The organism is Streptomonospora arabica, assembly GCF_039531585.1.
Lineage (GTDB): Bacteria > Actinomycetota > Actinomycetes > Streptosporangiales > Streptosporangiaceae > Streptomonospora > Streptomonospora halophila.
Genome location: NZ_BAAAQI010000003.1, coordinates 374,500 through 396,404, shown reverse-complemented (window position 1 = coordinate 396,404; position 21,905 = coordinate 374,500). Strand labels below are relative to the sequence as shown.

The following is a 21,905-nucleotide window of genomic DNA, read 5'->3' as shown; positions in this document are numbered from 1 at the left end:
GGGGCCGGGTCCGTCGCCTACGATGGGCACTGCGGGCGGGCGCGCCGCTCTCGCGCGGATGCTGGAGGAGATGGGCGATGCCGGAGTCCTCACCCGAGATGCGGGCATCCGACACCGACCGCGACCTCGTGGCGAAGGTCCTCCAGCGGCACTTCGCGGAGGGCCGGCTCGAAGGCGAGGAGTTCAACCTGCGCCTGGAGAGGGCCTACAACGCGCGCACCCGCGCCGAACTGGAGGCGCTCACCGCCGACCTGCCCGAAAGCGAGCTGATCGGCCCGCCGATCGACGAGCAGGCTCCGCCGGCGCCGGTCCTGGGCGCCGACGGCGGGCTGCTGCGCGATCCCGCGCTGGCGATCCCGTGGGCGCTGTGGGCCGGGGTGAACCTGCTGTGCTTCACCATCTGGCTGATCCTGTTCTTGACCGGAGCGTCCGCCGGATATCCGTGGTTCCTGTGGGTGCTCGTTCCATGGGGTATCGTGATGGGGTTCATCACCCTGGCGCTGGCAGCCGTGAACCGCGGCGGGCCGCAGAGCGGCGGCGGATAGCCGCACGCGACCGCGGCCGTGCACGCCGTCCGGTGGGCCGCGGCGGTACGTCCTCGCGGCCCGGTCGGCAGCACCCGCGCAAGAGGGTAGAATGGCTATGCCCACACTCGGGCTGTTGGGTCGGGCTGCCCGCCATCGCCCGCGTCCGCTCGCCGCACGCGGGTTGCTGACGCAGTCGACCTGATCTCTCAGTGTTCGCTATCGCTTCAGCAGTGCCCGGGCGCAGTGCTCGGGTCATTCCGTATGTTCCCCGTTTCCGACGGGGATGGTCCCGGTGGAGGATATGGCTAAAAAAGACGGCGCCATCGAAATCGAGGGCTCCGTTATCGAGTCCCTACCCAACGCAATGTTCCGAGTGGAGCTCGACAACGGGCACAAGGTCCTTGCCCACATCAGCGGCAAGATGCGCATGCACTACATCCGCATCCTTCCCGACGACCGAGTCGTCGTAGAGCTGAGCCCGTACGACCTGACGCGCGGGCGCATCGTTTACCGATACAAGTAGTCCGCCACCGTCGCCGGGGCCTCCGGCAGTAGCGGTGACGCACGAGTTCCATGAGTTCGGAGCCACCATGAAGGTCAAGCCGAGCGTCAAGAAGATCTGCGCCAAGTGCCGGGTGATCCGCCGCCACGGCACGATCATGGTCATCTGCTCGGACCCGCGCCACAAGCAGCGCCAGGGCTAGTTCCCGCAGCTGCCCGGCGCGCTCTTGAGCGCAGTGCACTGACGACACGAGAAACAGGCCCCCGCGGCGAGCCGCGGAGGCGCACAGACGGTCCTGTCCCGATCCCTCCGCGAGGAAGGGACAACCCCCGGTCGGAGGCCGGGGCCTCGTCGATTGGGCGACGAGAGGGTGGGACGGGAACAACCTCCGCAGAGAGAATCGAGGAGTCGCCCATATGGCACGCATCGCCGGCGTCGACCTCCCCCGCGAGAAGCGGGTGGAGATCGCCCTCACCTACGTCTACGGGATCGGGCGCACCCGCGCCGTCGAGACCCTCCAGAACACGGGCGTCAGCTCCGAGACCCGCGTCCACGCGCTGAGCGAGGACGACCTCGTGAAGCTGCGCGACTGGATCGACGCCAACTACCAGGTCGAGGGCGACCTGCGGCGCGAGGTCCAGGCCGACATCCGTCGCAAGATGGAGATCGGCAGCTACCAGGGCATGCGCCACCGCCGCGGCCTGCCGGTGCACGGACAGCGCACGCAGACCAACGCGCGCACCCGCAAGGGCAAGAAGAAGACCGTGGCCGGCAAGAAGAAGGTCGGCAAGAAGTAAGTAGTCCGTCCTCACCGACCGGCCGCCGCGCCGATGCGGCCGGACACCGCGAACGGACCGATGATCTTGGGAGTTATCAGGTATGCCGCCTAAGGGCCGTCAGAGCACTGCACGCAAGGTGCGCCGCAAGGAAAAGAAGAATATTTCCCATGGCCATGCGCACATCAAGAGCACCTTCAACAACACGATCGTGAGCATCACCGACCCCAACGGCGCGGTGATCTCCTGGGCCAGCTCCGGCCAGGTCGGATTCAAGGGCTCCCGCAAGTCCACCCCGTTCGCCGCTCAGATGGCCGCCGAGGCCGCGGCCCGCCGCGCGCAGGAGCACGGGGTGCGCAAGGTCGACGTCTTCGTGAAGGGCCCCGGCTCCGGCCGCGAGACCGCGATCCGCTCCCTCACTGCGACCGGCCTGGAGGTCGGCTCCATCCAGGACGTCACGCCGGTGCCGCACAACGGCTGCCGTCCGCCGAAGCGCCGCCGGGTCTGACACCGGCGGACAGCCGCGCTGCCCCCGCGCCCGCAGGGCGTAGGAGGTCAGGGCAGATCGGGTCCCGCGACCGCGGGGCCGTCCAGTGGCCGTCAAATAGCGGGCGGCCCGGGGAAAGGAATCATCCACCATGTTGATCGCTCAGCGTCCGACGCTCTCCGAGGAGTCCCTCGGCGAGTTCCGGTCCAAGTTCGTCATCGAACCGCTGGAGCCGGGCTTCGGTTACACGATCGGCAACTCGCTGCGCCGCACCCTGCTGTCCTCCATCCCGGGGGCAGCGGTCACCAGCATCCGCATCGAGGGAGTCGAGCACGAGTTCACCACCGTGCCCGGCGTGAAGGAGGATGTCACCGAGCTCATCCTCAACCTCAAGGGCCTCGTCATCAGCTCCGAGCACGACGAGCCCGTGCTGATGTACCTGCGCAAGCAGGGCCCCGGTGTGGTCACCGCTGCGGACATCGCTCCGCCGGCGGGCGTCGAGGTGCACAACCCCGACCTGCACATCGCGACCCTCAACGGCAAGGGAAAGCTGGAGATGGAGCTGACGGTCGAGCGCGGCCGCGGCTACGTCTCGGCGACGCAGAACAAGCAGCCCGGCCAGGAGATCGGGCGCATCCCGATCGACTCGATCTACTCGCCGGTACTGCGCGTCACCTACAAGGTCGAGGCCACCCGTGTGGAGCAGCGCACGGACTTCGACCGGCTGATCGTGGACATCGAGACCAAGCCCAGCATCCGGCCCCGCGACGCGGTCGCCAGCGCGGGCAAGACCCTGGTCGAGCTGTTCGGCCTGGCGCGCGAGCTCAACGTCGACGCCGAGGGCATCGACATGGGCCCCTCGCCCACGGACGCGGCCCTGGCCGCCGATCTGGCCCTGCCGATCGAGGACCTGAACCTGACGGTGCGGTCCTACAACTGCCTCAAGCGCGAGGGCATCCACACTGTGGGAGAGCTCGTCGCCCGCTCCGAGCAGGACCTTCTCGATATAAGGAACTTCGGCGCGAAGTCCATCGAGGAGGTCAAGCAGAAGCTCATCGACATGGGGCTGTCGCTGAAGGACTCCCCGCCCGGGTTCGACCCGAGCAGCGCGGCCGACTCCTACGGCTCCGAGGACGACGACGAGGCGTACGTCGAGACGGAGCAGTACTAGAAGTAGGACGCCGGCGCTCTGCGCCGCAGTGTTTCCAAGCCGTCGCAATGGTCCCCGCCGCGCCCCAGCGGCGCGGCGGGGACCGCACCACTAGGAGAACGACACCATGCCCACGCCGACCAAGGGGCCCCGCCTGGGGGCCGGCCCGGCACATGAGCGGCACATGCTGGCGAACCTGGCGACCTCGCTGTTCCAGCACGGCCGGATCAAGACCACCGAGACCAAGGCCAAGCGGCTGCGCCCTTACGCCGAGAAGCTCATCACCCTGGGCAAGCGCGGGGACCTGCACGCTCGGCGGCAGGTGCTGACCAAGATCACCGACAAGGCCGTCGTGCACGAGCTGTTCACCGAGATCGGCCCGCGCTACGAGAACCGCAACGGCGGGTACACCCGTATCACCAAGATCGGGCCGCGCAAGGGCGACAACGCTCCCATGGCCGTGATCGAGCTGGTCGAGGCCGGCCCGGCGACGCCGCCCGCCACCCGCGGCTCGCAGGCCGCGGCCCCGGCGGAGCCCGCCCAGGCCGAGAAGGCCGAGGCCGCCGAGTCCGCGGCCGCCGAGCAGGAGGCCCCGGCCCAGGAGGCCGAGACCGCCGAGGGCACCGGGCAGTCCGCCGAGTCGTCCGAGGACAAGAAGCAGGCCGAGTAGCAGCGACCAGCAGGCACTGCCGGAGGCCGCGACCGGGTGCCCGGTTCCCGCAGGACGGGACCGGGCATCTGTGCGTTGTGCGCGCCTCGGCCGGCCGCGCAGGAGGGTGTGGCGTCCCCGCATGGGTGAGACCGCCGAGGTCCGGCTGCGGCTGGACATCGCCTACGACGGCACCGGCTTCTCCGGCTGGGCCGAGCAGCCCGACCGGCGCACCGTGCAGGGAGAGCTGCAGGCGGCGCTGAGCCGCGTCCTGCGGCTGGAGCCGGAGCACGCGCGGCTGACCGTCGCGGGGCGCACCGACGCGGGCGTGCACGCCCGCGGCCAGGTGGCCCATCTGGACGTGCCCCACGCCCTGTGGGCCGCGGAGGGCCCCGAGCGGCTGCTGCGCCGCCTGGCGGGCGTGCTGCCGCCCGACGTGCGCGTGAGCGGCGTCAGCGCCGCTCCTGAGGGCTTTGACGCCCGCTTCTCGCCGCTGTACCGCCGCTACGTCTACCGCGTCAGCGACGCGCCCGGAGGCGTCGACCCGCTGCGGCGGCGCGAGGTGCTGTGGAACCGCCGCCCGCTCGACGTGGACGCGATGAACCGGGCGGCCGAGGGCCTGGTGGGCGAGCACGACTTCGCCGCCTACTGCCGCCGCCGCGAGGGCGCCACCACGGTCCGCGAGCTGCTGCGCCTGGAATGGCGTAGGGAGGACCGGCACCTGTGCGCGGCCACCGTGCAGGCCGACGCGTTCTGCCACAACATGGTGCGCGCTCTGGTCGGCGCGATGCTGGCGGTGGGCGAGGGCCGCCGCGGCGAGGACTGGCCCGCGGGGGTGCTCGGCGCCGGGGTGCGCGACTCCGCGGTCCACGTGGTCGCCCCGCACGGCCTCACCCTGGAGGAGGTCGCCTACCCGGCCCCCGGGGAGATGGCCGCCCGCGCCGCCGCCACCCGCCGCGTCCGCACCCTCTCCGCCACGCCCCCCGCCTGAGCACGGCGGCCGGGTGGGCGCTACCCGGCCGGCCGCCTCCGGATACGCCACGCGGCGGCCTCTCGGGCGAGCTGTGGACAGGCCGGTCGGCCGAGTGCGCGCAACAAGGCTCCCTGGTCCGGCGGCCGCCGCGGGCCTGCCGGAGGTTCGCGCCGGGCCGGGAAGGTCGGCCCGGGAGGCGGCGGCGGCCGTCGGTGCGGCGCCGCCGCCTCCGCGGCTACACGTTCTCGCCCAGGGAGTTCAGCGGAACGTCCAGGAAGCCCTCGCTGACCTCGGCCATCTCGTCCGCGCGGCTCTCGTTGACGCGGCCGTCGCTGGCCGCCGCGAGGGAGAAGGCCAGGTAAGGGCCCCAGCGGGCGCCCGAGCCGTGGCCGCCGGCGACGCCCATCCGCTCGGCGCCGCCGCCCTCCTCGCCCTTGAGGCCCGCGAACCACTGCGCGGAGCCGAGGTCCTGCTCCTGCTCCGCCGCCTGGGCCTCCTCGGGGCTGCCCATCGCCGCGATGCCGACGGTGACCGCGGTCGCCCCGTCCTCGCCGACGTAGGTCGCCCGCACGATCTGCTGGCAGTTGTTATCGGTCAGCACCTCGCCGTAGTCGCCGTGGGCGGCGGTCTGGCATTCGTCGGTGTCGTCGGTGGTGCTCAGCGTGAAGGACTCGCCCGCCACGTCCACGGACTCGGGGAACAGGTCGCCGGTCTCCAGGTCCGTCGGGGTCTCGGGGGCTTCGCCGGCGGCCAGGTCGGCGTCGGAGCCGGCCCCGCTGGTCGCGATGAAGAAGGCGCCTCCGCCGCCCAGCAGCAGGATCGCCACGAAGCCCGCCACCAGGAGCAGCGTGTTGCCGCCGGGCAGGCTCCGGCGTCCGCCGCCGCCGCCGTAGTCGTAGTCGTCGCCGATGTCGGACAGGTCGATCTCGGCGGTGCTGTGCCCGCCCGCACCCGCGCTGGAGTCGTCGCGGAACATGGGGCGGCCGCCGAAGTCGTCCTCGACCCGGTTGACGTTCTGCGTGGCACCGTCGTCGGCCACCGCGTTCATGTTCTGCGTGGACGCGCCGGCGTCGGCCGGGAACAGCGGTTCCTCCTCGACGCCTTCCGGTGTGGGGGTGCCGGGAGCCACGACGCGGCCCTGAATGGGCTGGTTGGGGTTGTACGGGGGCTGCGGCGCGCCGGGCGGCGGCTGGTGGGGCTGCTGCGGCCCGCCGGGTGCACCAGGCGGGGCCTGGCCGGGATGCGGCTGCCCGGGGTTGCCGGCGCCCGGAGGGGGCGGCCACTGCCCGCCGGGTCCGCCGGCTCCGGGGGGCGGCTGGTGAGGCTGCTGCTGATAGGGCTGCTGCGGACCCGGTGCCGGAGCGGCCGGAAGACCGGGGCGCTGCTGCTGCGGGTCCTGCGCAGGCATGCCGCCGGGCGCGCCGTAGCCGCCCGGCGGCTGGGGCTGCCCCGGCTGCGGCTGGCCGGGCGCGCCCTGCGGCACGCCGCCCGGCTGCTGCGGCCCCGCCTGCGGCGCCTGCTGATGGCCCTGGGGGCCGGGCTGTCCGGGCTGCTGCCACGCCTGCTGGGGTCCCGGGCCCGGCGCCCCGGGCGGCTGCTGGCCGCCCGCGGGGTGCTGCGGGGCCGGGCCGCCGGCCGTCGGCCGGCCGGGCGCGCCCGGGTGGGGCTGCTGAGGGCCGGAGGGGGGAGGCTGGCCCGGCGCGCCGGGGTGCGGCTGCTGCGGCGCCGCCGGCGGCACCTGGCCGCCGGAGGGGTGCTGGTGGTGCGGGTGTGGCTGCTGGGGTCCGGGAGCCTGGCCCGGCGCGCCGGGGTGCGGCTGCTGCGGCACCTGGCCGCCCGAAGGCCCCGACTGCGGATGCGGCTGCTGCGGTCCGGACGACGGCGCCTGGCCGGACCCGGGGAAGCCGGGGGGCGGCTGGGGGTGCCCGGGGTGCTGCGGCGCAGGCCCGCCGGCCGGGTGGGGCTGCTGGCCGCCGGAGGGGTGCTGGTGCGGGTGGGGCTGGTGGGGTCCGGAGGGGGGAGGCTGGCCCGGCGCGCCCGGCTGCGGCTGGTGCGCGGCGCCGGGCGGCACCTGGCCCCCGGAGCCCCCGCCGGGCTGCTGGGGGTACAGGGGCTGCTGCCCGCCGGACGGGCTGTAGGAGGGCTGCTGGGGCTGGTGGGGGTGCTGGCCGGCGGGTGCCTGCGGCCCCGACGGTCCGGGCTGCGGAGCGCCGCCGGGGTGGCCCGGCTGCGGTCCCTGCGGGGGTGAGGGCGCCTGCGGTACGCCGCCGCCCGGTACGCCGCCGGCCGGCGGCGCCATCGGTCCCAACGGGCTCTGCCCGCCCGGGTCGGGCGCCCCGCCGAGGAGGTCTCCGCCGTCCGCGGGCGCGCCCTGGTACGGCTGCTGCGGCCCTTCGGCGGCGGGGTGATCAGCGGAGTCCGGGTGGGTGGCTGCGTGCCGCGGATCAGGGCGGCCGTCGTTCGGCTCGTTTGAATGCGGTGTGATGGCGGTACTCCGAAGACTGTCCTGGGGGAGACGGATGGGGTGGAGGGCAGGCGGTCGCCTTCGTGTCTGCCCGGCCGGGCCTGCGGTCGCGGCCGCACGCTCCCGGTCGGGCGGCCGGCGTCAGGTGGTGTCGGCGGCGGCTCGCCGCCGCGGCGCTCTCGGCGCAGCCGCCGTTCCTGCCGGCGGTTCCGGGCGGCCGCCGCGGCGGAGCAGCGCTGGGGGCGCTTCGCGCTCGGCCGGTGCGATCGACGGTGCGGGCCCGAGGATAACCCCTCGGACGCCGAGTGCGCCGCTTCGGAACGTTGAGCAGGGGGTGCGCGGGAGCCGCGGACGCCCGGTGGTCCGCAGCGGAGCTTGCAGGGGTGGTGGGCGGGCTGGCGGGCGGGCGGACAAAGCACTCGCCGGGCAAGGCATAATGGAAGCGGAGTATTCATTGGTCGCCGTGCCGCTGCGGGTCCGTGCATGACTCGGCAGTGTATGATCTTCGCTCGCTTTGACCAGCAGTGCGTCCGGTCGATAGTATATTCCGTTGTTGTGCGTTGAGTTGCCGTGGGCTCCCGTATGCTCATTCGCGGGTGCCGGCCACGCATCCTCCGCACCCACTCGCCGGATGGCCGCCCTCGCAAGGGTGCGGCACCCGGCCCAGCAATTACGAGTTCTCCATCTCCGTCCGCGGGGATGGGCCCCGCCGACTGAGACGAAGGCTTACGATCGTGCGCACATACAGCCCTAAGCCCAGCGATGTCCAGCGTCAGTGGCACGTCATCGACGCCAGCGATGTCGTGCTCGGGCGGCTGGCCAGCCACGTCGCCACTCTGCTCCGAGGCAAGCACAAGACCTACTACGCGCCGCACATCGACACCGGCGACTTCGTGATCGTCGTGAACGCCGGCAAGGTGGCGCTGACCGGTAACAAGCTGCAGCAGAAGCGCGCCTACCGGCACTCCGGCTACCCCGGCGGCCTGCGCTCGGTCCCCTACAGCGAGCTCCTTGAGAAGCACCCGGAGCGGGCCATCGAGAAGGCGGTCAAGGGCATGCTGCCGAAGGGCTCCCTGGGCCGCCAGATGGCCAAGAAGCTCAAGGTCTACGCCGGAGCGGAGCACCCGCACCAGGCGCAGCAGCCGGTGCCCTACGAGTTGAAGAAGATCGATCAGCCCGCCTAGGCGTTCGCGAGACTGAAGGAAGTACGAGGAGAACCGTGGTCGAGCCGACCGGTATCGAAGACGTCGCAACTCAGGACTTCGAGGGGAATTCCGAGGACTTCCCCGCTGAGTACACCAGCGAGACCCCCGAGGGCGCGGCCGCCGGGTACGTCCCGACCGCTTCCGGCCCGGGCGCCGGCACGGGTCGGCGCAAGCAGGCGATCGCCCGCGTCCGGATCACGCCCGGCTCGGGCGAGTGGAAGGTCAACGGCAAGTCGCTGGAGGACTACTTCCCCGACAAGGTGCACCAGCAGGTCATCAAGGAGCCGCTGGTCGCCCTTGGCTTCGAGGGTGCCTACGACGTCTTCGCCCGGCTCAACGGCGGCGGCCCCAGCGGCCAGGCCGGTGCGCTGCGCCACGGCCTCGCCCGCGCCCTCGCCGGGCTGGACGCCGAGAACAACCGCCCGGTCCTGAAGAAGGGCGGCTTCCTCACCCGCGACGACCGCGAGGTCGAGCGGAAGAAGGCCGGCCTGAAGAAGGCCCGCAAGGCTCCGCAGTACTCCAAGCGCTAAGCGCTCGGCCGCGATGCCGCCGGCTCCGGTCGGCGCGTCCGGTCACGGCCCGCCTTTCCCCCGGACTGCTCCGGGTGGTCTGCGCGGGCCGTACGTTTTTCGCCGGTGCATCCCACTTCGGCGCATGCGTGCGGGTACATCGGCCGACCGGGCTATCGTCCCGTTCCGCAGCGCGCGGGCCGCGGCCGTCCCGGCGGTCGCGGAGCCGTGTGGGATGGGCCCGGTCCGCTACTACCCAGACGAAGGGGCGATTGGTTCGTGACTCGGCTGTTCGGTACCGACGGAGTCCGTGGGGTCGCGGGTCGCGACCTCACCGCTGCTCTGGCGCTGGAGCTGTCCATCGCCGCCGCCCGGGTGCTGCCCGGTGCGCACTTCGTCGGGGAGCGCCCCAGAGCGGTCGTGGGCCGCGACCCCCGGGCCTCGGGCGAGTTCCTGGAGGCGGCGGTCGTCGCCGGACTCGCGAGCGCCGGTGTGGACGTCGTGCGACTGGGTGTGCTGCCCACGCCCGCTGTCGCCTATCTCACCGCCGAGATGGACGCCGACTTCGGCGTGATGCTCTCGGCCAGCCACAACCCGGCGCCCGACAACGGCATCAAGTTCTTCGGGCGCGGCGGGCACAAGCTTCCCGACGCCGTCGAGGACGACATCGCGGCGGCCCTGAAGGACCCCGCCGAGGGCGCCGTCGGCCCGGGTGTGGGACGGGTCACCGACGCCGCCGACAGCGCCGAGCGCTACATCCGGCACGTTGTGGGCACCGTCCCGCACGGGCTGGACGGACTCCGGGTCGTGGTCGACTGCGCCAAAGGCGCCGCCTCCGCGGTCTCGCCCGAGGCCCTGCGGCGCGCCGGCGCCGACGTCGTCACGCTGCACGACGACCCAGACGGGCTGAACATCAACCACGAGTGCGGCTCGACCCACCTGGACGACCTGCGCGCGGCCGTGGTCGGCCACGGGGCCGACGCCGGGATCGCCCACGACGGCGACGCCGACCGCTGCCTGGCCGTGGCCGCCGACGGCTCGGTGGTCGACGGCGACCAGATCATGGGCATCCTCGCGCTGGAGCTGCACGAGGCCGGCCGCCTGGCGAAGGACACCCTGGTCATCACGGTGATGTCCAACCTGGGACTGAAGCTGGCCATGCGCGAGGCGGGGATCACCGTGGTCGAGACCCCCGTGGGCGACCGCTACGTGCTTGAGGCGATGCGCGAGGGCGGCTACTCGCTGGGCGGCGAGCAGTCCGGCCACGTGGTGATCACCAACCACGCCACCACCGGCGACGGCCTGCTGACCGCGCTGCACCTGCTGAGCGCGATGAGCCGCCGCGGCCTGGCGCTGGACGAGCTGGCCAAGGTGATGACCCGGCTGCCGCAGGTGCTGATCAACGTGCGCGGAGTGGACAAGGCCCGTGCGAAGTCCTCGGCGGCCTTGGCCGAGGCCGTGTCCGCGGCGGAGGCCGAGCTGGGCGAGACCGGCCGCGTGCTGATCCGTCCCAGCGGCACCGAGCCGATGGTCCGCGTCATGGTCGAGGCGGCGGCGGAGGCGCACGCCCACGAGGTCGCCGAGCGCCTGGCCGGAGTGGTGCGCGAGGACCTGGAGATCAGCTAGCCGCATCTCCGGGGCCGGGTCGCCGCCCGGCCCCCGGGTGCCTCCACCTGAGCGCCGCGCCGGCGCCGCCCTCAGCCGCGCTCACGCACGGGGACGAACTCCCTCAGCAGGCGCACGAGCTCCTCGGGCCGGTCCTGGGGGACCACGGCGTCGGAGTCCTCGACCTCCGGCCTGCGCGCCCTGCTCGCGTGGCGCGGTCTCCGCGCCGACGCCGGCTCGGGGCCGGGGACCGGGCGATCAGCCGGCGGGCGCGTCCGCGGGCCCCGCGCGGACGGATCCGCCCCCCGTGGCGGCGGCCCCGTGAGCCGGTGCGGTGTCGTGGGCGCTGACGGGGACCACCAGCGGTGTGCCGGAGACGGGGTCGGGAACCACGGCGCACCGCAGGCCGAACACCTCGGCGAGCAGCTCGGGGGTGAGCACCTCCTCGGCCGTGCCCTCGGCGCGGACCGCGCCCCGGGACATGGCGACCAGCCGGTGGGCGTAGCGCGCGGCCAGGTTCAGGTCGTGCAGCACCATCACCACGGTGCGCCCGTGCCGCTCGTTGAGCTCGCGCACCAGGTCCAGCACCTCGATCTGGTGGGCGAGGTCGAGGAAGGTGGTGGGCTCGTCCAGCAGCAGCAGATCGGTCTCCTGGGCCAGGGCCATGGAGATCCACGCGCGCTGGCGCTGGCCGCCCGACAGCTGCTCCAGGGTGCGGTCGGCGCAGTCCAGCATCCCGGTGAGCTCCAGCGCGTGCGCGACCGCCTCGCGGTCGCCGGAGGACCACTGCCGGTACCAGCTCTGGTGCGGGTGGCGCCCGCGCGCGACCAGGTCGGCGACGGCCAGCCCCGGCGGGGCCTGCGGCGACTGCGGGAGCACCGCGACGGTGCGGGCGACTGCGCGCGGAGGCACCGAGCGGATCGGGCGACCGTCCAGCACGACCCGGCCCGCCGCGGGTCGCAGCAGCCGCCCCAGCGCCCGCAGCAGAGTGGACTTGCCGCAGCCGTTGGGGCCGATGACGGCGGTCACCGCGTGGTCGGGCACCGCGAAGTCGAGGCCGCGCGAGACGACGGTGTCGCCGTAGGCCAGCGTGACCCGCTCCGCGCGCAGCCGCGCGGGCTCGGCGGGGGAGGGGTCGTCGGGGGTCATAGCCGGGCCTCCCGGTGTCGGACGACGATCAGGTACATCAGGAAGGGTGCGCCGAGTACGGCGGTGAACACGCCGACGGGGAGCTGGGTGGGCGCGAAGAGCCCGGCCGCCAGCTGGTCGGCGACCAGCGTCAGCGCGCCGCCGAGCAGCATCGAGGTGAACGGCGGCGGCTGGGCGCACCGGCACAGCCGCATCGCGATCTGCGGTGCGGCCAGCGCGACGAAGTTGATCGGTCCCGCCGCCGAGGTGGCCACGCACACCAGCAGGGCGGAGACCGTCAGCAGCACGAGCCGCGCGGCGCTGACCCGCACGCCCAGCCCGAGGGCGGCGTCGTCGCCGAGCCCCAGCGCGCCGAGCGTGCGGTTGGCCCCCAGCGCCACCGGGATGATCACCGCCAGGGCGACCGCGGCGGCGCCGGCGCGGTCCCAGTCGGCGGCGTGCAGGCTGCCGGTGATCCACGTCTGGGCACGGGCAGCGCTTTGCAGGTCGGTCCAGGTGATGAGCCAGTAGACGAGGTTCGCGCAGGTCAGCGAGACCGCGATGCCGACCAGGAGCAGCCGGTTGCTGTGCACGCCGGCGCGCCAAGACAGGCCGAAGACCGCGAACGCCGCAACGAGCCCGCCGGCGATCGCCCCCGCGGGCACCCCGAACTGGCCGACGGCGCCGCTGATCCCCCCGGCGCTGCCGCCGAACACGATCACGGTGACCGCGCCGATCGCCGCGCCCCAGCCGATCCCCAGCGTGTCGGGGCTGGCCAGCGGGTTGCGGGCGAGGGACTGCAGGATGGCGCCGGAGAGCCCCAGCGCGGCGCCGACGAGGGCGCCGGTGAGCGCGCGCGGCATGCGCAGTTCGAGGACGATGAAGCGCTGGCCGAAGTCGCCGCCTCCCAGCAGCACCGCCGCGACCTCGGACAGGCCCACGTCGCTGGAGTCGAAGGCCACCAGGGCCCGCAGGAAGGCGGCGGCCAGCAGCACGGCGACGGCGAGGCACACCAGGGCCGCGCGGGGCCGCCAGGGCCAGGATGCGGCGCCGATGCGCAGCGCCGGGCGGTCCAGTCCGGCACCGGCAGGGCGGCGGCGCGCGGGTTCGGGGGCGGGAGCGGGCGCGCTCACAGTTCGATCAGCCTCCTGCGGCGCACCAGCGCGATGAAGAAGGGGCCGCCCAGCACGGCGAGCACGATACCCACCTCGACCTCGCCGGAGCCGCGCACGACGCGTCCCGCCACGTCGGCGGCGAGGATGAGCGCGGCGCCGCACAGCGCCGCGTAGGGCACCATCCACCGGTGGTCGGGCCCGGTGACGGCGCGTGCGGCGTGCGGCGCCATCAGGCCCAGGAACCCGATCGGTCCGGCGGCGGCGACGGCCGCGCCGCACAGCAGTGCGATGGCGGCGACGCCGGAGGCGCGGATGAGCCGCACCCGGTGGCCCAGGGCGGTGGCGACGTCGTCGCCCAGCGCCAGGGCGTTCATGCCCCGCATCCCGGCCAGCGCGAGCGCCGCGCCGGCGGCGGTGAACGGCAGGATCTGGTACACGACCTCCGCGGGCCGGCCGCTGAGCGACCCCACGCGCCAGAACCGGTAGACCTCCAGGCTGCGCTCGTCCAGCAGTACGACGGCCGAGGTGATCGCGCTGAGAAGGGCGGTCATGGCGGCGCCGGCCAGCAGCAGGGTCATCGGCGTGGGACCGCGTGCACCGCCGGAGGCGATCGCGAACACCGCGACGCTCGCGGCCAGCGCGCCCCCGATGGCGAACCAGACGTAGGCGGAGAGGTCGCCGAGCCCGAGCAGGAAGACGCTGAGCACCACGGCGCACGCCGCGCCGTAGGCCACGCCCAGCAGACTCGGGTCGGCGATGGGGTTGCGGGTGTGGCTCTGCATCAGGACGCCGGCCACGCCCAGCGACGCTCCCACGACCAGGCCGAGCAGGGTGCGGGGCAGGCGCAGCCCGTGCACGATCGCGCCCGCCTCGCCGCCGTCGGGGGCCACGAGTCCGCGCCAGACCTCAGCGGGGGCGAGGCCGCGCGCGCCCACGGCGACGCTGAGCACCGTGCACAGCGCGAGTACACCCAGCAGCAGCGCCAGGCCTGCCAGGCGGCGCCGCACGCGGGCCCCGGCGTCGGCCGTCGCGCTGTCGAAAGCGCCGCGCGGCGGGGCGACCGGGCTCGTTCTCACCGCGCCAACCCTCTCCTTCGCCGACCGACCTGCGAACACGCGCTGGACAAAGCGCCGCAAAACTCACATACTTCCAGTTTCACGACACACGCCTTGCATTAGGCAAGACGAACCTAACCTACCGTGAACTGCAAAGGGAGACCGATGGCGCCCACCGCACGCCTGCGCACGACCGCGCGGATGCTCGCGACCGGATCCGCAGCCGCAGTGCTGGCTCTCGCGACCGCCTGCGGATCGGACACCGGTGGCGGCGACGCCTCCCCAGGCTCCGACGGCGGACCCGGGGGCTTCCCCATCACCGTCGAGCACGCCATGGGCGAGACGGAGATCGGGCAGAAGCCCGAGACCGTCGTGGTGCTCGACACCAGCTACCTCGACTCCGCGATCGGCCTGGAGGCCGAGGTCGTCGGCCGCACCGCCTACTCCGACGGCGGCGGGCTGCGGGACTACCTCGGCGACAAGGGGCGGACCTACGCCGGCGACGCCGAGGTCGTCGGGACCCTGGAGGCCCCCGACCTCGCCAAGATCGCCGAGCTGGACCCCGATCTGATCCTGTCGGCCAAGGTCCGCCACGAGGACGTCTACGACCAGCTGTCCAAGATCGCCCCGACGGTGTTCTCCGAGACCACCGGCGCGACGTGGAAGCAGAACCACCTGCTGGCGGGCGAGGCCCTGGGCAAGAGGGGCATGGCCGAGGAGCAGATCGCCGGCTACGAGGAGCGGGCCGCGAGCCTGGGCGAGGCCGTCGCCGCGGAGAACGGCGGCGAGATGCCCACCATGACCCTCGCCCGCTTCGCCGGCGAACCCACCGTGCGCCTGTACGGGCCGGAGTCCTTCCCCGGCATCATCCAGAAGGACGTGGGCCTGCCCCGCCCCGAGGGCGCCCCGATGCCCGAGGACGGCGGCATCGCCGCGAACCTCAGCCCCGAGGAGATCCTCGACCTCGACGCCGACCACATCATGGTCTCCACGTGGGACGACGGCAGCGGCGAGGCGGCGGAGAAGTCCGAGAAGTTCATTTCCAACCCGCTGTGGGACCAGCTCGAAGGCGAGAAGCACGAGGTCTCCGACAAGGTGTGGCTCACCTCGGTCAGCGTCCTCGGCGCCGACGCGGTCCTCGACGACATGGCCGACGTCTTCGGCGTGAAGGCGCCTTAGGTCGTGTTCGGCGATGCGCGGTTCCGCCGGAACAAGGCGCTGACCGGCACCGATCCCGCCCCGTAGTGGCGGGCGAGCGGGTCGGAGCGTGTCGCGGTCGCCCGGTGGTGCTCCGACCGGCCGGTACAGCGTTCGACCGGGTTGCGGTGCTCGCAGGCCTGCCGGTCGAAAGCCGGCGGGTGGCCGCCCGAGGAACGGCGCCGGCGGCGCCTGCCCCACTGGCCGCTGCGCTGGGGGACGGTGCAGGCGGTCCGGCGGCTGCGCAGCAGCCGCCGGACCGCCTCGGAAGGCGCGCAGCGCCGTCCTGTCGGCCGGCGAGAACGCGGCGGGAGTGCTGCCGGGGCGCTGCGCAGGAGTACAGCGACCCGTCGATCACGCCCGCACGGCGCCCAGCGGCCGGTCCCGGCGGAGCGGTCGGTCCCGGCGCTCCGGCCGCGGGATGCAGCGGGATGCCGCACGGCCGCAGGCGAGCCGCGGCAAGGGCCCGCCGGTCCCGGAGCGCTCCGGGACCGGCGGGCGGGCCCGCGTGTGCGGCGGCCGACAGGGCCGCGCCCTACTCGACGGTGACGCTCTTGGCGAGGTTGCGCGGCTGGTCGACGTCGTTGCCCTTGGCCAGCGCCAGCTCGCAGGCGAACACCTGCATCGGGATCGACGAGACTATCGGCTGCAGCAGGGTCGGCACCGCGGGGATCTCGATCAGCTCGTCGGCGAAGGGCCGCACGCTCTCGTCGCCCTCCTCGGCGATGACGATGGTGCGGGCGCCGCGGGCCCGGATCTCCTGGATGTTGGACACGATCTTGTCGTGCAGCACGCCGCGCCCCTCGCGCGAGGGCACCACGACGACCACCGGAAGACCGTCCTCGATCAGCGCGATCGGACCGTGCTTGAGCTCGCCGGCCGCGAAGGCCTCGGCGTGCATGTAGGCCAGCTCCTTGAGCTTGAGCGCGCCCTCCAGCGCCACGGGGTAGCCCACGTGGCGGCCCAGGAAGAGCACGGTGCCCGAGTCGGCCAGCGAGCGGGCGAGCTCGCGCACCGGGCCGACCGTGCCCAGCACCTTCTCCACCTGCTCGGGCATGTTGGCCAGCTGCCCGATGACGGCGTTGATCTCGTCGCCGAACTTGGTGTTGCGCACCTGGGCCAGGTACAGCCCGATCAGGTAGCAGGCCACCAGCTGGGTCAGGAAGGTCTTGGTGGCCGCGACACCCACCTCCGGCCCGGCGTGGGTGTAGAGCACGCCGTCGGACTCGCGCGGGATCGTCGACCCGTTGACGTTGCAGATCGCCAGCACGCGGGCGCGCTGCTCGCGGGCGTAGCGCACCGCCATCAGCGTGTCCATGCTCTCGCCCGACTGCGAGATGGCGATGACCATGGTCTGCCGGTTGAGGATGGGGTCGCGGTAGCGGAACTCGCTGGCGACCTCGACCTCGCACGGGACGCGGCACCAGTGCTCGATCGCGTACTTGGCGATCAGGCCGGCATGGTAGGAGGTCCCGCAGGCGATGATGACGATCTTCTCGATCTCGCGGAGCTCGGACGGGGCCAGCCGCATCTCGTCGAGGGTGAGCGTCCCGTCGACGGCCACGCGGCCCAGGAGGGTGTCGGCCACCGCCTGCGGCTGCTCGACGATCTCTTTGAGCATGAAGTAGTCGTAGCCGCCCTTCTCGGCGGCCGAGGCGTCCCAGTCGACGTGGTACTCGCGCACCGGGGCGGGGTTGCCGTCGTAGTCGGTGACCGCCACCGAGTCCCGGCGCAGCTCCACCACCTGGTCCTGGCCCAGCTCGACGGCGTCGCGGGTGTGGGCGATGAAGGCGGCGACGTCGCTGGCGAGGAAGTTCTCGCCGTCGCCGCGCCCGACCACCAGCGGGGAGTTGCGGCGGGCCGCCACGACCAGGTCGGGGTCGCCCGCGTGCATCGCGACCAGGGTGAAGGCGCCCTCCAGGCGGCGGCAGACCGCGCGCATGGCGGCGGCCAGGTCCTCGCCCTGCTCCTTGACCTCCTCACCGAGCAGGTGGGCGGCCACCTCGGTGTCGGTCTCGGAGGAGAACTTGCAGCCGCGCTCCTCCAGCTCCAGGCGCAGCGAGGCGAAGTTCTCGATGATGCCGTTGTGGATCACCGCCACCCGGTTGTCGTTGTCGACGTGGGGGTGGGCGTTGACGTCGTTCGGGGCACCGTGGGTGGCCCAGCGTGTGTGCCCGATTCCGATGCCGTCGGCCGAGCGCGGCGCTTCGGCCAGGGCCGCCTTGAGGTTGGCGAGCTTGCCGGCGCGCTTCTCGGTGTCCATCCGGCCGTCGGCCAGAACGGCGACTCCCGCGGAGTCGTACCCGCGGTACTCCAACCTTTTGAGGCCGTCGACGACGACCTCAAGCGCCGGTTGCGGCCCGACGTAGCCAACGATTCCGCACATGAGGGCCAGCGTAAGCGATGAACGGCTTCCAGCCGACCACCCGGGCGCCATACCAATAAGAGTTTCCGCAGGTAAGGGTATAGACCATTTGGTGGCCGCGGTAAGACCGCGCACGTCAGAGGGGCCGTTGGCGCCGCTGCGCCGTCGCCGGGCGCTCCGGTGAACAGCGGGAGAATTATCCGCGCCTGTCCGAGGCCGGCCGGCGGTTCGCGCCGCGCCGTGCGCGCGGCGTGCCGGTACGGCGACGTTAAGCGGCGGATAAAGATCACCCAATCGCCTCGCATCCCCCCGTGTCCGTCGAGGCCCGCACCGGGGCTCAGGGCACACGATCGGGTCCTGTCCGCCCGGCCGGTCCGACGGGGCCGCCATGCGCACGGCGGCAAGGGGGGTACCGGCCCGCGCCGCCGGACGGCGTCGGCGCCCGGCGCGGTGGGTCCCCCGACCGCCGGCCCCGGTCGAGTACTGCGCCGGACGGGCGGCGGCGGTTCCCGGACCGGCGGGGCGCAGCGGCCCCGCGCGATCGTCCGGTGGTGGTGCGGGGAAACGGCATCCCGCACCACCATCGGGCCCTCACCGGCGCTGTCCCGGGGGAGGGCGCTTCCGCCAGATAGGGCTCGTCTAGTGTGGGCAGGCGTGGCTTCGACGAAGAACGGCTTCTCAACGCCGTATGTGGAACTCGACCGGCCGGCATGGGCGGCGCTGCGCGATACGACACCGCTCCGGCTGACCGAGGACGACCTCGAAGCGCTGCGGGGCACCACCGATCCCACGTCGCTCGACGACGTGCGCGACATCTACCTGCCGCTCTCCCGGCTCCTCAACCTCTACGTCAACGCGACCCGGCAGCGGCACGCCGCGGTGCGCGGGTTCCTGGGCGAGGGCGACCAGCCGATGCCGTTCGTCATCGGCGTCGCCGGCAGCGTGGCGGTGGGCAAGTCCACCACCGCCCGCCTGCTGCGCACACTGCTGGCGCAGTGGCCCGACCACCCGAACGTGGAACTGGTCAGCACCGACAACTTCCTCTACCCCAACGCGGTCCTGCAGGACCGGGGCATCATGAACCGCAAGGGGTTCCCGGAGAGCTACGACCGGCGCGCGCTGGTGCGGTTCGTGTCGGAGATGAAGGCCGGCGCGCCGCGGATGGAGATCCCGGTCTACTCCCACCTCGCCTACGACCTGGTCCCCGGCGAGACGCAGACGGTGCAGCGGCCCGACATCCTCATCCTCGAAGGCATCAACGTGCTGCAGCCGCCGCTGCCGGGGCGGCTCGCGGTGGCCGACTTCTTCGACTTCTCGATCTACGTCGACGCCAAGGCGGAGCACATCCGCTCCTGGTACCTGGACCGCTTCCTGGAGCTGCGGCGCACCGCCTTCTCCGACCCGCGCTCCTTCTTCCACGCGATGTCCAGCGAGCTGGACGAGGAGCAGGCCGTGGAGTTCGCGACGGGCGTGTGGCGCAGCATCAACGAGGTGAACCTGGTCGAGAACATCGCGCCGACGCGCGGTCGGGCCACCCTGGTGCTGCACAAGGGCGCCGACCACGCGGTGCGCCGGGTGCGGCTGCGCAAGACCTGAGGCCGTGCGGTGCCGACTGCGGCGCGGGCCCGCGCCCGCCCCGGCGGCGGGCCGGGCTCAGGCCGGCTCGGAGCGGGTGCTCCCGCGGTGGCCCGTCGTCGCCGAGCACGCGGCGAACGGGCCGTGGGGCGAGCGCAGCCGCTCCAGTGCCGGGTCGAGGTGGTCGCGGTGCCACACGGCCGGACCGGAGGGGCCCGACACCCGGGTGTCGCACAGCTCCTCGTAGGCCAGGCGCAGCGCGTGCAGCCGCCCGACCGCCTCGTGGTGCTCCCACCACGCCGGGCACCAGGGCGCGCGACCGGAGGCGCGGTCGCCGTGCAGGTCCTCGCCCGAACCCGCGTAGACCGGGACGAGGAACTCGTTCACCCAGGTGACGAGGGTCGCCAGCTCGCCCTTGTAGGCGTCGCGGGACATGTTGAAGATGAACGGCGGAGCCCCGCCGTCCTCCTCCTTCTGCGGCTCCGGCGCAGCGGCGAGCTCGGTGAGCTGCGTCTGCAACCTGATGACGTCCGCACCGAGCCGGTGCATGGCGTCCTGCAGATGTGTCACGCGCTCGAAGAGTCCGTCCCGGTGCGGCCCGCCTTCGGTGGCGATGCGGTCGTCTGTGGAGGTCATGCGGCAAGTCCCGTGCTGCTGTCCGTGTCCGGGACCAGCGTCCCGGTCGAGTCGTCACATATGGGCCGGTTGCCGACACCCGGGCGCCGCGCGTGCGGAGGCGTCCGGTGCGGTGGTGAGGGCTTCTCCAGACCGTATGCCACACGGCGTGCCGCACTGTCCGGCCGGGGCCCCGGCGGCCGGGTGTCCGCGACCGGCCCCGGGGGAGAGTGCGCCTGCCGCCGGGCCCTCGGCGGCCGGGCGAATGCCGCCAATTCCGCGAATCGGGACGATTTCCATTGCCGGAACGGTTCCCCGCCCGGGCTCGATGATCATAGGTTTGTCGCGACGGACCTACTGGTGAGGGGTGCCGGGGAGATTGCGGGGGCCTCCTGGCGCCGGGGCCGCGACTCGCGAAGGAAGCGCCATGGACTACGTCCTCGTACACGGAACCACGCAGTCCCCCCGGGGTTGGGACCGGCTCACCGCGGCACTGGCCCGGCGAGGGCACCGGGCGGTGGCCGTCGACCTGCTGGAGGGCGGATCCGACCTCGACGCCGACGGCTACGCGGAGATCGCCGCGAGGCAGGTCGCGGCCGCGGCGGCGGGCTCGGAGGCACCGGTGGTGGGGAGTTCCGGCGCGGGGCCCGTTGTGGTCGTGCACTCGGGCGCGGGCGCACTGGCGTCCGCGGTGGCCGCCCGACTGGGCGCGAGCCGGGTGGTCTGGCTGGCGGCCTTCGTGCCGGACACCGTCCGCCGGCGCAGCCTGCTCAGCGAGATCCAGGGGTCGGCGGCGGAGATGTTCAGCAGCGAGTGGAGCGGTCTGGCCGCCCCGCCCACCGGGGATCCGGTGACGGCGGGCTACTTCCTCTTCCACGACGGCGACCTGGCGACACTGCGCTGGGGACTGGACACCGTCCGGCTGTTCCAGCCGGCCCGCGTCTACGCGCAGGAGCCCCGCCCGCTCCCGGACGGCGTCGCGTCCACCTACCTGCTCCCGGTACGCGACCGCACCCTGCGCCCGCAGTGGATGCGCGTCGCCGCCGAACTGCGCCTGCGGATCAAGGCGCTGGAGGTCGACGCCGGCCACTGCCCGCACGTCTCGGCCCCCGAAGAGGTCGCCGGCATCATCGGCTGACCGGCGCCCGGAAGCCGCACCTGAACACGCTCCGTGGCACGGCCGATTCCCTGTGCACGGCCCGGGTATGTCCGATGCAGGCGATGAGCGCGGCGGTATGCCGGAAGCACCGTGACGGGGTGACACGAATGGCTGCTCTGGGCGACGACAGTGATCCGACAGCCGGAGGTAGTGACATGGGCGTTGTCTGCGCGACCGACCCCCAGGCGCGGTCGGCCTCTGAGGACGAGCCGGAGCGGGCCCCCTCAATCCGCGACTGGCCGATCCCTCCCCCCGAGGGCTACACCGCCGAGGACCTCGACCGGATCCCGGATCTCCCCCAGCACACTGAGCTCATCGACGGGAGCCTGGTCTTCGTGAGTCCCAAGACCCTGTTCCACATGCTGGTGATCGACCACCTGAGGGCGGAACTACGACAGAAGCCGCCGCACCTCCGTTCCCGGCGTGCAATGAGTGTCATCCTCGGACCCCGCCAGCGGCCCGAACCCGACCTGGTCATCGTGGACTCCTCTGCTGAGGAGAGCCCCGACCTGACGGCCTACCGGCCCGAGTCCGTGGTCCTCGCCGTCGAGGTCGTCTCCGAGGAGTCGGAGGTCCGCGACCGGGAGCGCAAGCCGCAGCTGTACGCGCAGGCGGGGATCAAGCACCACTGGCGGGTCGAGAACGAGGACGGGCGCCCGGTCGTCTACGTCTACGAGCTGGACCCCGCCACCGGCGCCTACGTCGCCTCGGGTATCCATCGCGACCGGTTGAAGCTCGCGGTGCCCTTCGACATCGACGTCGATCTCACCGCGATCGACGACATGTGACACCCGGTTCGCGCAGTGGAGCCGGTCGCTGTCCGCGGCGGGCCGGGTTTCCGGGATCGGG

General features: G+C 73.1%; 22 protein-coding genes. 16 read left to right on the top strand and 6 right to left on the bottom strand.

The window, feature by feature from the left end; translation table 11 throughout:
* The first annotated feature begins 77 nt into the window (after positions 1–77).
* From ABD284_RS07885 to truA, 8 genes are all read left to right on the top strand, one after another.
* Positions 78–545: a DUF1707 SHOCT-like domain-containing protein gene (locus ABD284_RS07885; RefSeq protein ID WP_344141876.1), complete on the top strand. Its 468-nt coding sequence runs from the start codon at positions 78–80 to the stop codon at positions 543–545.
* A gap of 283 nt (positions 546–828) precedes the next feature.
* A complete protein-coding gene (infA, locus tag ABD284_RS07880) occupies positions 829–1,050 on the top strand; it encodes a translation initiation factor IF-1 (protein ID WP_017593374.1) in 222 nt (73 codons plus the stop codon).
* Positions 1,051–1,117: 67 nt separating this feature from the next.
* Positions 1,118–1,231, top strand: coding sequence for a 50S ribosomal protein L36 (gene rpmJ / locus ABD284_RS07875; RefSeq protein WP_040274893.1), 114 nt, complete (start codon positions 1,118–1,120; stop codon positions 1,229–1,231).
* A gap of 214 nt (positions 1,232–1,445) precedes the next feature.
* Positions 1,446–1,826, top strand: a complete 381-nt coding sequence (gene rpsM / locus ABD284_RS07870; protein WP_344141874.1) for a 30S ribosomal protein S13 — start codon at positions 1,446–1,448, stop codon at positions 1,824–1,826.
* Positions 1,827–1,908: 82 nt separating this feature from the next.
* Positions 1,909–2,313, top strand: coding sequence for a 30S ribosomal protein S11 (gene rpsK / locus ABD284_RS07865; RefSeq protein ID WP_156001680.1), 405 nt, complete (start codon positions 1,909–1,911; stop codon positions 2,311–2,313).
* A 130-nt stretch (positions 2,314–2,443) separates the two neighbouring features.
* Entirely contained in the window at positions 2,444–3,463 is a 1,020-nt protein-coding gene (locus ABD284_RS07860; RefSeq protein WP_344141873.1) for a DNA-directed RNA polymerase subunit alpha, read from the top strand.
* 106 nt (positions 3,464–3,569) lie between these two features.
* Positions 3,570–4,112, top strand: a complete 543-nt coding sequence (rplQ, locus tag ABD284_RS07855; protein ID WP_344141871.1) for a 50S ribosomal protein L17 — start codon at positions 3,570–3,572, stop codon at positions 4,110–4,112.
* 121 nt (positions 4,113–4,233) lie between these two features.
* Positions 4,234–5,082, top strand: a complete 849-nt coding sequence (gene truA, locus ABD284_RS07850) for a tRNA pseudouridine(38-40) synthase TruA (protein ID WP_344141870.1) — start codon at positions 4,234–4,236, stop codon at positions 5,080–5,082.
* 217 nt (positions 5,083–5,299) lie between these two features.
* Here truA and ABD284_RS07845 read toward each other — a convergent pair whose 3' ends face one another.
* Complete coding sequence (locus ABD284_RS07845) at positions 5,300–6,193, bottom strand: hypothetical protein (protein WP_344141868.1); 894 nt, start codon at positions 6,191–6,193, stop codon at positions 5,300–5,302.
* 189 nt (positions 6,194–6,382) lie between these two features.
* On the opposite strand from ABD284_RS07845, the gene ABD284_RS07840 reads away from it, so the two are divergent.
* The 4 genes from ABD284_RS07840 to glmM all read left to right on the top strand — a co-directional run bounded on the left by ABD284_RS07840 (position 6,383) and on the right by glmM (position 10,868).
* On the top strand, positions 6,383–7,312 hold the full coding sequence (locus tag ABD284_RS07840) for a hypothetical protein (RefSeq protein ID WP_344141867.1): 930 nt from the start codon (positions 6,383–6,385) through the stop codon (positions 7,310–7,312).
* A 950-nt stretch (positions 7,313–8,262) separates the two neighbouring features.
* The gene (rplM, locus tag ABD284_RS07835; protein ID WP_344141865.1) at positions 8,263–8,712 is read left to right on the top strand and encodes a 50S ribosomal protein L13; all 450 of its coding nucleotides are present in this window, start codon (positions 8,263–8,265) and stop codon (positions 8,710–8,712) included.
* Positions 8,713–8,747: 35 nt separating this feature from the next.
* Entirely contained in the window at positions 8,748–9,263 is a 516-nt protein-coding gene (gene rpsI, locus ABD284_RS07830; RefSeq protein WP_344141864.1) for a 30S ribosomal protein S9, read from the top strand.
* Between the two features lie 258 nt (positions 9,264–9,521).
* Positions 9,522–10,868 carry a phosphoglucosamine mutase gene (gene glmM / locus ABD284_RS07825; RefSeq protein ID WP_344141862.1) on the top strand — a complete coding sequence of 449 codons (1,347 nt, stop codon included), beginning with the start codon at positions 9,522–9,524 and terminating at the stop codon, positions 10,866–10,868.
* A gap of 237 nt (positions 10,869–11,105) precedes the next feature.
* Here glmM and ABD284_RS07820 read toward each other — a convergent pair whose 3' ends face one another.
* The 3 genes from ABD284_RS07820 to ABD284_RS07810 are packed head-to-tail and all read right to left on the bottom strand — an operon-like array spanning position 11,106 to position 14,166.
* Positions 11,106–11,996, bottom strand: a complete 891-nt coding sequence (locus tag ABD284_RS07820) for an ABC transporter ATP-binding protein (protein ID WP_344141860.1) — start codon at positions 11,994–11,996, stop codon at positions 11,106–11,108.
* Positions 11,993–13,108 (bottom strand): FecCD family ABC transporter permease, encoded by a 1,116-nt coding sequence (locus tag ABD284_RS07815; RefSeq protein ID WP_344141859.1) that lies wholly within the window; start codon positions 13,106–13,108, stop codon positions 11,993–11,995. Before ABD284_RS07815 ends, ABD284_RS07820 begins: the two co-directional genes overlap by 4 nt.
* On the bottom strand, positions 13,105–14,166 hold the full coding sequence (locus ABD284_RS07810; protein WP_344141858.1) for a FecCD family ABC transporter permease: 1,062 nt from the start codon (positions 14,164–14,166) through the stop codon (positions 13,105–13,107). The genes ABD284_RS07815 and ABD284_RS07810 overlap by 4 nt, the downstream gene beginning before the upstream one ends.
* Positions 14,167–14,310: 144 nt before the next feature.
* On the opposite strand from ABD284_RS07810, the gene ABD284_RS07805 reads away from it, so the two are divergent.
* Positions 14,311–15,324 carry an ABC transporter substrate-binding protein gene (locus ABD284_RS07805; RefSeq protein WP_344141857.1) on the top strand — a complete coding sequence of 338 codons (1,014 nt, stop codon included), beginning with the start codon at positions 14,311–14,313 and terminating at the stop codon, positions 15,322–15,324.
* Positions 15,325–15,877: 553 nt separating this feature from the next.
* Here the strand turns inward: ABD284_RS07805 and glmS are convergent.
* Entirely contained in the window at positions 15,878–17,728 is a 1,851-nt protein-coding gene (gene glmS / locus ABD284_RS07800) for a glutamine--fructose-6-phosphate transaminase (isomerizing) (protein ID WP_344141856.1), read from the bottom strand.
* Positions 17,729–18,397: 669 nt separating this feature from the next.
* On the opposite strand from glmS, the gene coaA reads away from it, so the two are divergent.
* Positions 18,398–19,303: a type I pantothenate kinase gene (coaA, locus tag ABD284_RS07795; RefSeq protein ID WP_344142032.1), complete on the top strand. Its 906-nt coding sequence runs from the start codon at positions 18,398–18,400 to the stop codon at positions 19,301–19,303.
* A 57-nt stretch (positions 19,304–19,360) separates the two neighbouring features.
* Here the strand turns inward: coaA and ABD284_RS07790 are convergent, their stop codons facing one another.
* Positions 19,361–19,918 (bottom strand): DUF4913 domain-containing protein, encoded by a 558-nt coding sequence (locus ABD284_RS07790; protein WP_344141855.1) that lies wholly within the window; start codon positions 19,916–19,918, stop codon positions 19,361–19,363.
* Between the two features lie 406 nt (positions 19,919–20,324).
* On the opposite strand from ABD284_RS07790, the gene ABD284_RS07785 reads away from it, so the two are divergent.
* Positions 20,325–21,035 (top strand): alpha/beta fold hydrolase, encoded by a 711-nt coding sequence (locus ABD284_RS07785; RefSeq protein ID WP_344141853.1) that lies wholly within the window; start codon positions 20,325–20,327, stop codon positions 21,033–21,035.
* A 176-nt stretch (positions 21,036–21,211) separates the two neighbouring features.
* Positions 21,212–21,844, top strand: coding sequence for a Uma2 family endonuclease (locus tag ABD284_RS07780; protein ID WP_344141851.1), 633 nt, complete (start codon positions 21,212–21,214; stop codon positions 21,842–21,844).
* The last annotated feature ends 61 nt before the right edge of the window (positions 21,845–21,905 follow it).

Bases quoted from the DNA above. Each gene is read 5' to 3' on its own strand.
- ABD284_RS07885 (WP_344141876.1), top strand. From the start codon at position 78: ATGCCGGAGTCCTCACCCGAGATGCGGGCATCCGACACCGACCGCGAC.
- infA (WP_017593374.1), top strand. From the start codon at position 829: ATGGCTAAAAAAGACGGCGCCATCGAAATCGAGGGCTCCGTTATCGAG.
- rpmJ (WP_040274893.1), top strand. From the start codon at position 1,118: ATGAAGGTCAAGCCGAGCGTCAAGAAGATCTGCGCCAAGTGCCGGGTG.
- rpsM (WP_344141874.1), top strand. From the start codon at position 1,446: ATGGCACGCATCGCCGGCGTCGACCTCCCCCGCGAGAAGCGGGTGGAG.
- rpsK (WP_156001680.1), top strand. From the start codon at position 1,909: ATGCCGCCTAAGGGCCGTCAGAGCACTGCACGCAAGGTGCGCCGCAAG.
- ABD284_RS07860 (WP_344141873.1), top strand. From the start codon at position 2,444: ATGTTGATCGCTCAGCGTCCGACGCTCTCCGAGGAGTCCCTCGGCGAG.
- rplQ (WP_344141871.1), top strand. From the start codon at position 3,570: ATGCCCACGCCGACCAAGGGGCCCCGCCTGGGGGCCGGCCCGGCACAT.
- truA (WP_344141870.1), top strand. From the start codon at position 4,234: ATGGGTGAGACCGCCGAGGTCCGGCTGCGGCTGGACATCGCCTACGAC.
- ABD284_RS07820 (WP_344141860.1), bottom strand. From the start codon at position 11,996: ATGACCCCCGACGACCCCTCCCCCGCCGAGCCCGCGCGGCTGCGCGCG.
- ABD284_RS07805 (WP_344141857.1), top strand. From the start codon at position 14,311: ATGGCGCCCACCGCACGCCTGCGCACGACCGCGCGGATGCTCGCGACC.
- glmS (WP_344141856.1), bottom strand. From the start codon at position 17,728: ATGTGCGGAATCGTTGGCTACGTCGGGCCGCAACCGGCGCTTGAGGTC.
- ABD284_RS07790 (WP_344141855.1), bottom strand. From the start codon at position 19,918: ATGACCTCCACAGACGACCGCATCGCCACCGAAGGCGGGCCGCACCGG.
- ABD284_RS07785 (WP_344141853.1), top strand. From the start codon at position 20,325: ATGGACTACGTCCTCGTACACGGAACCACGCAGTCCCCCCGGGGTTGG.
- ABD284_RS07780 (WP_344141851.1), top strand. From the start codon at position 21,212: ATGGGCGTTGTCTGCGCGACCGACCCCCAGGCGCGGTCGGCCTCTGAG.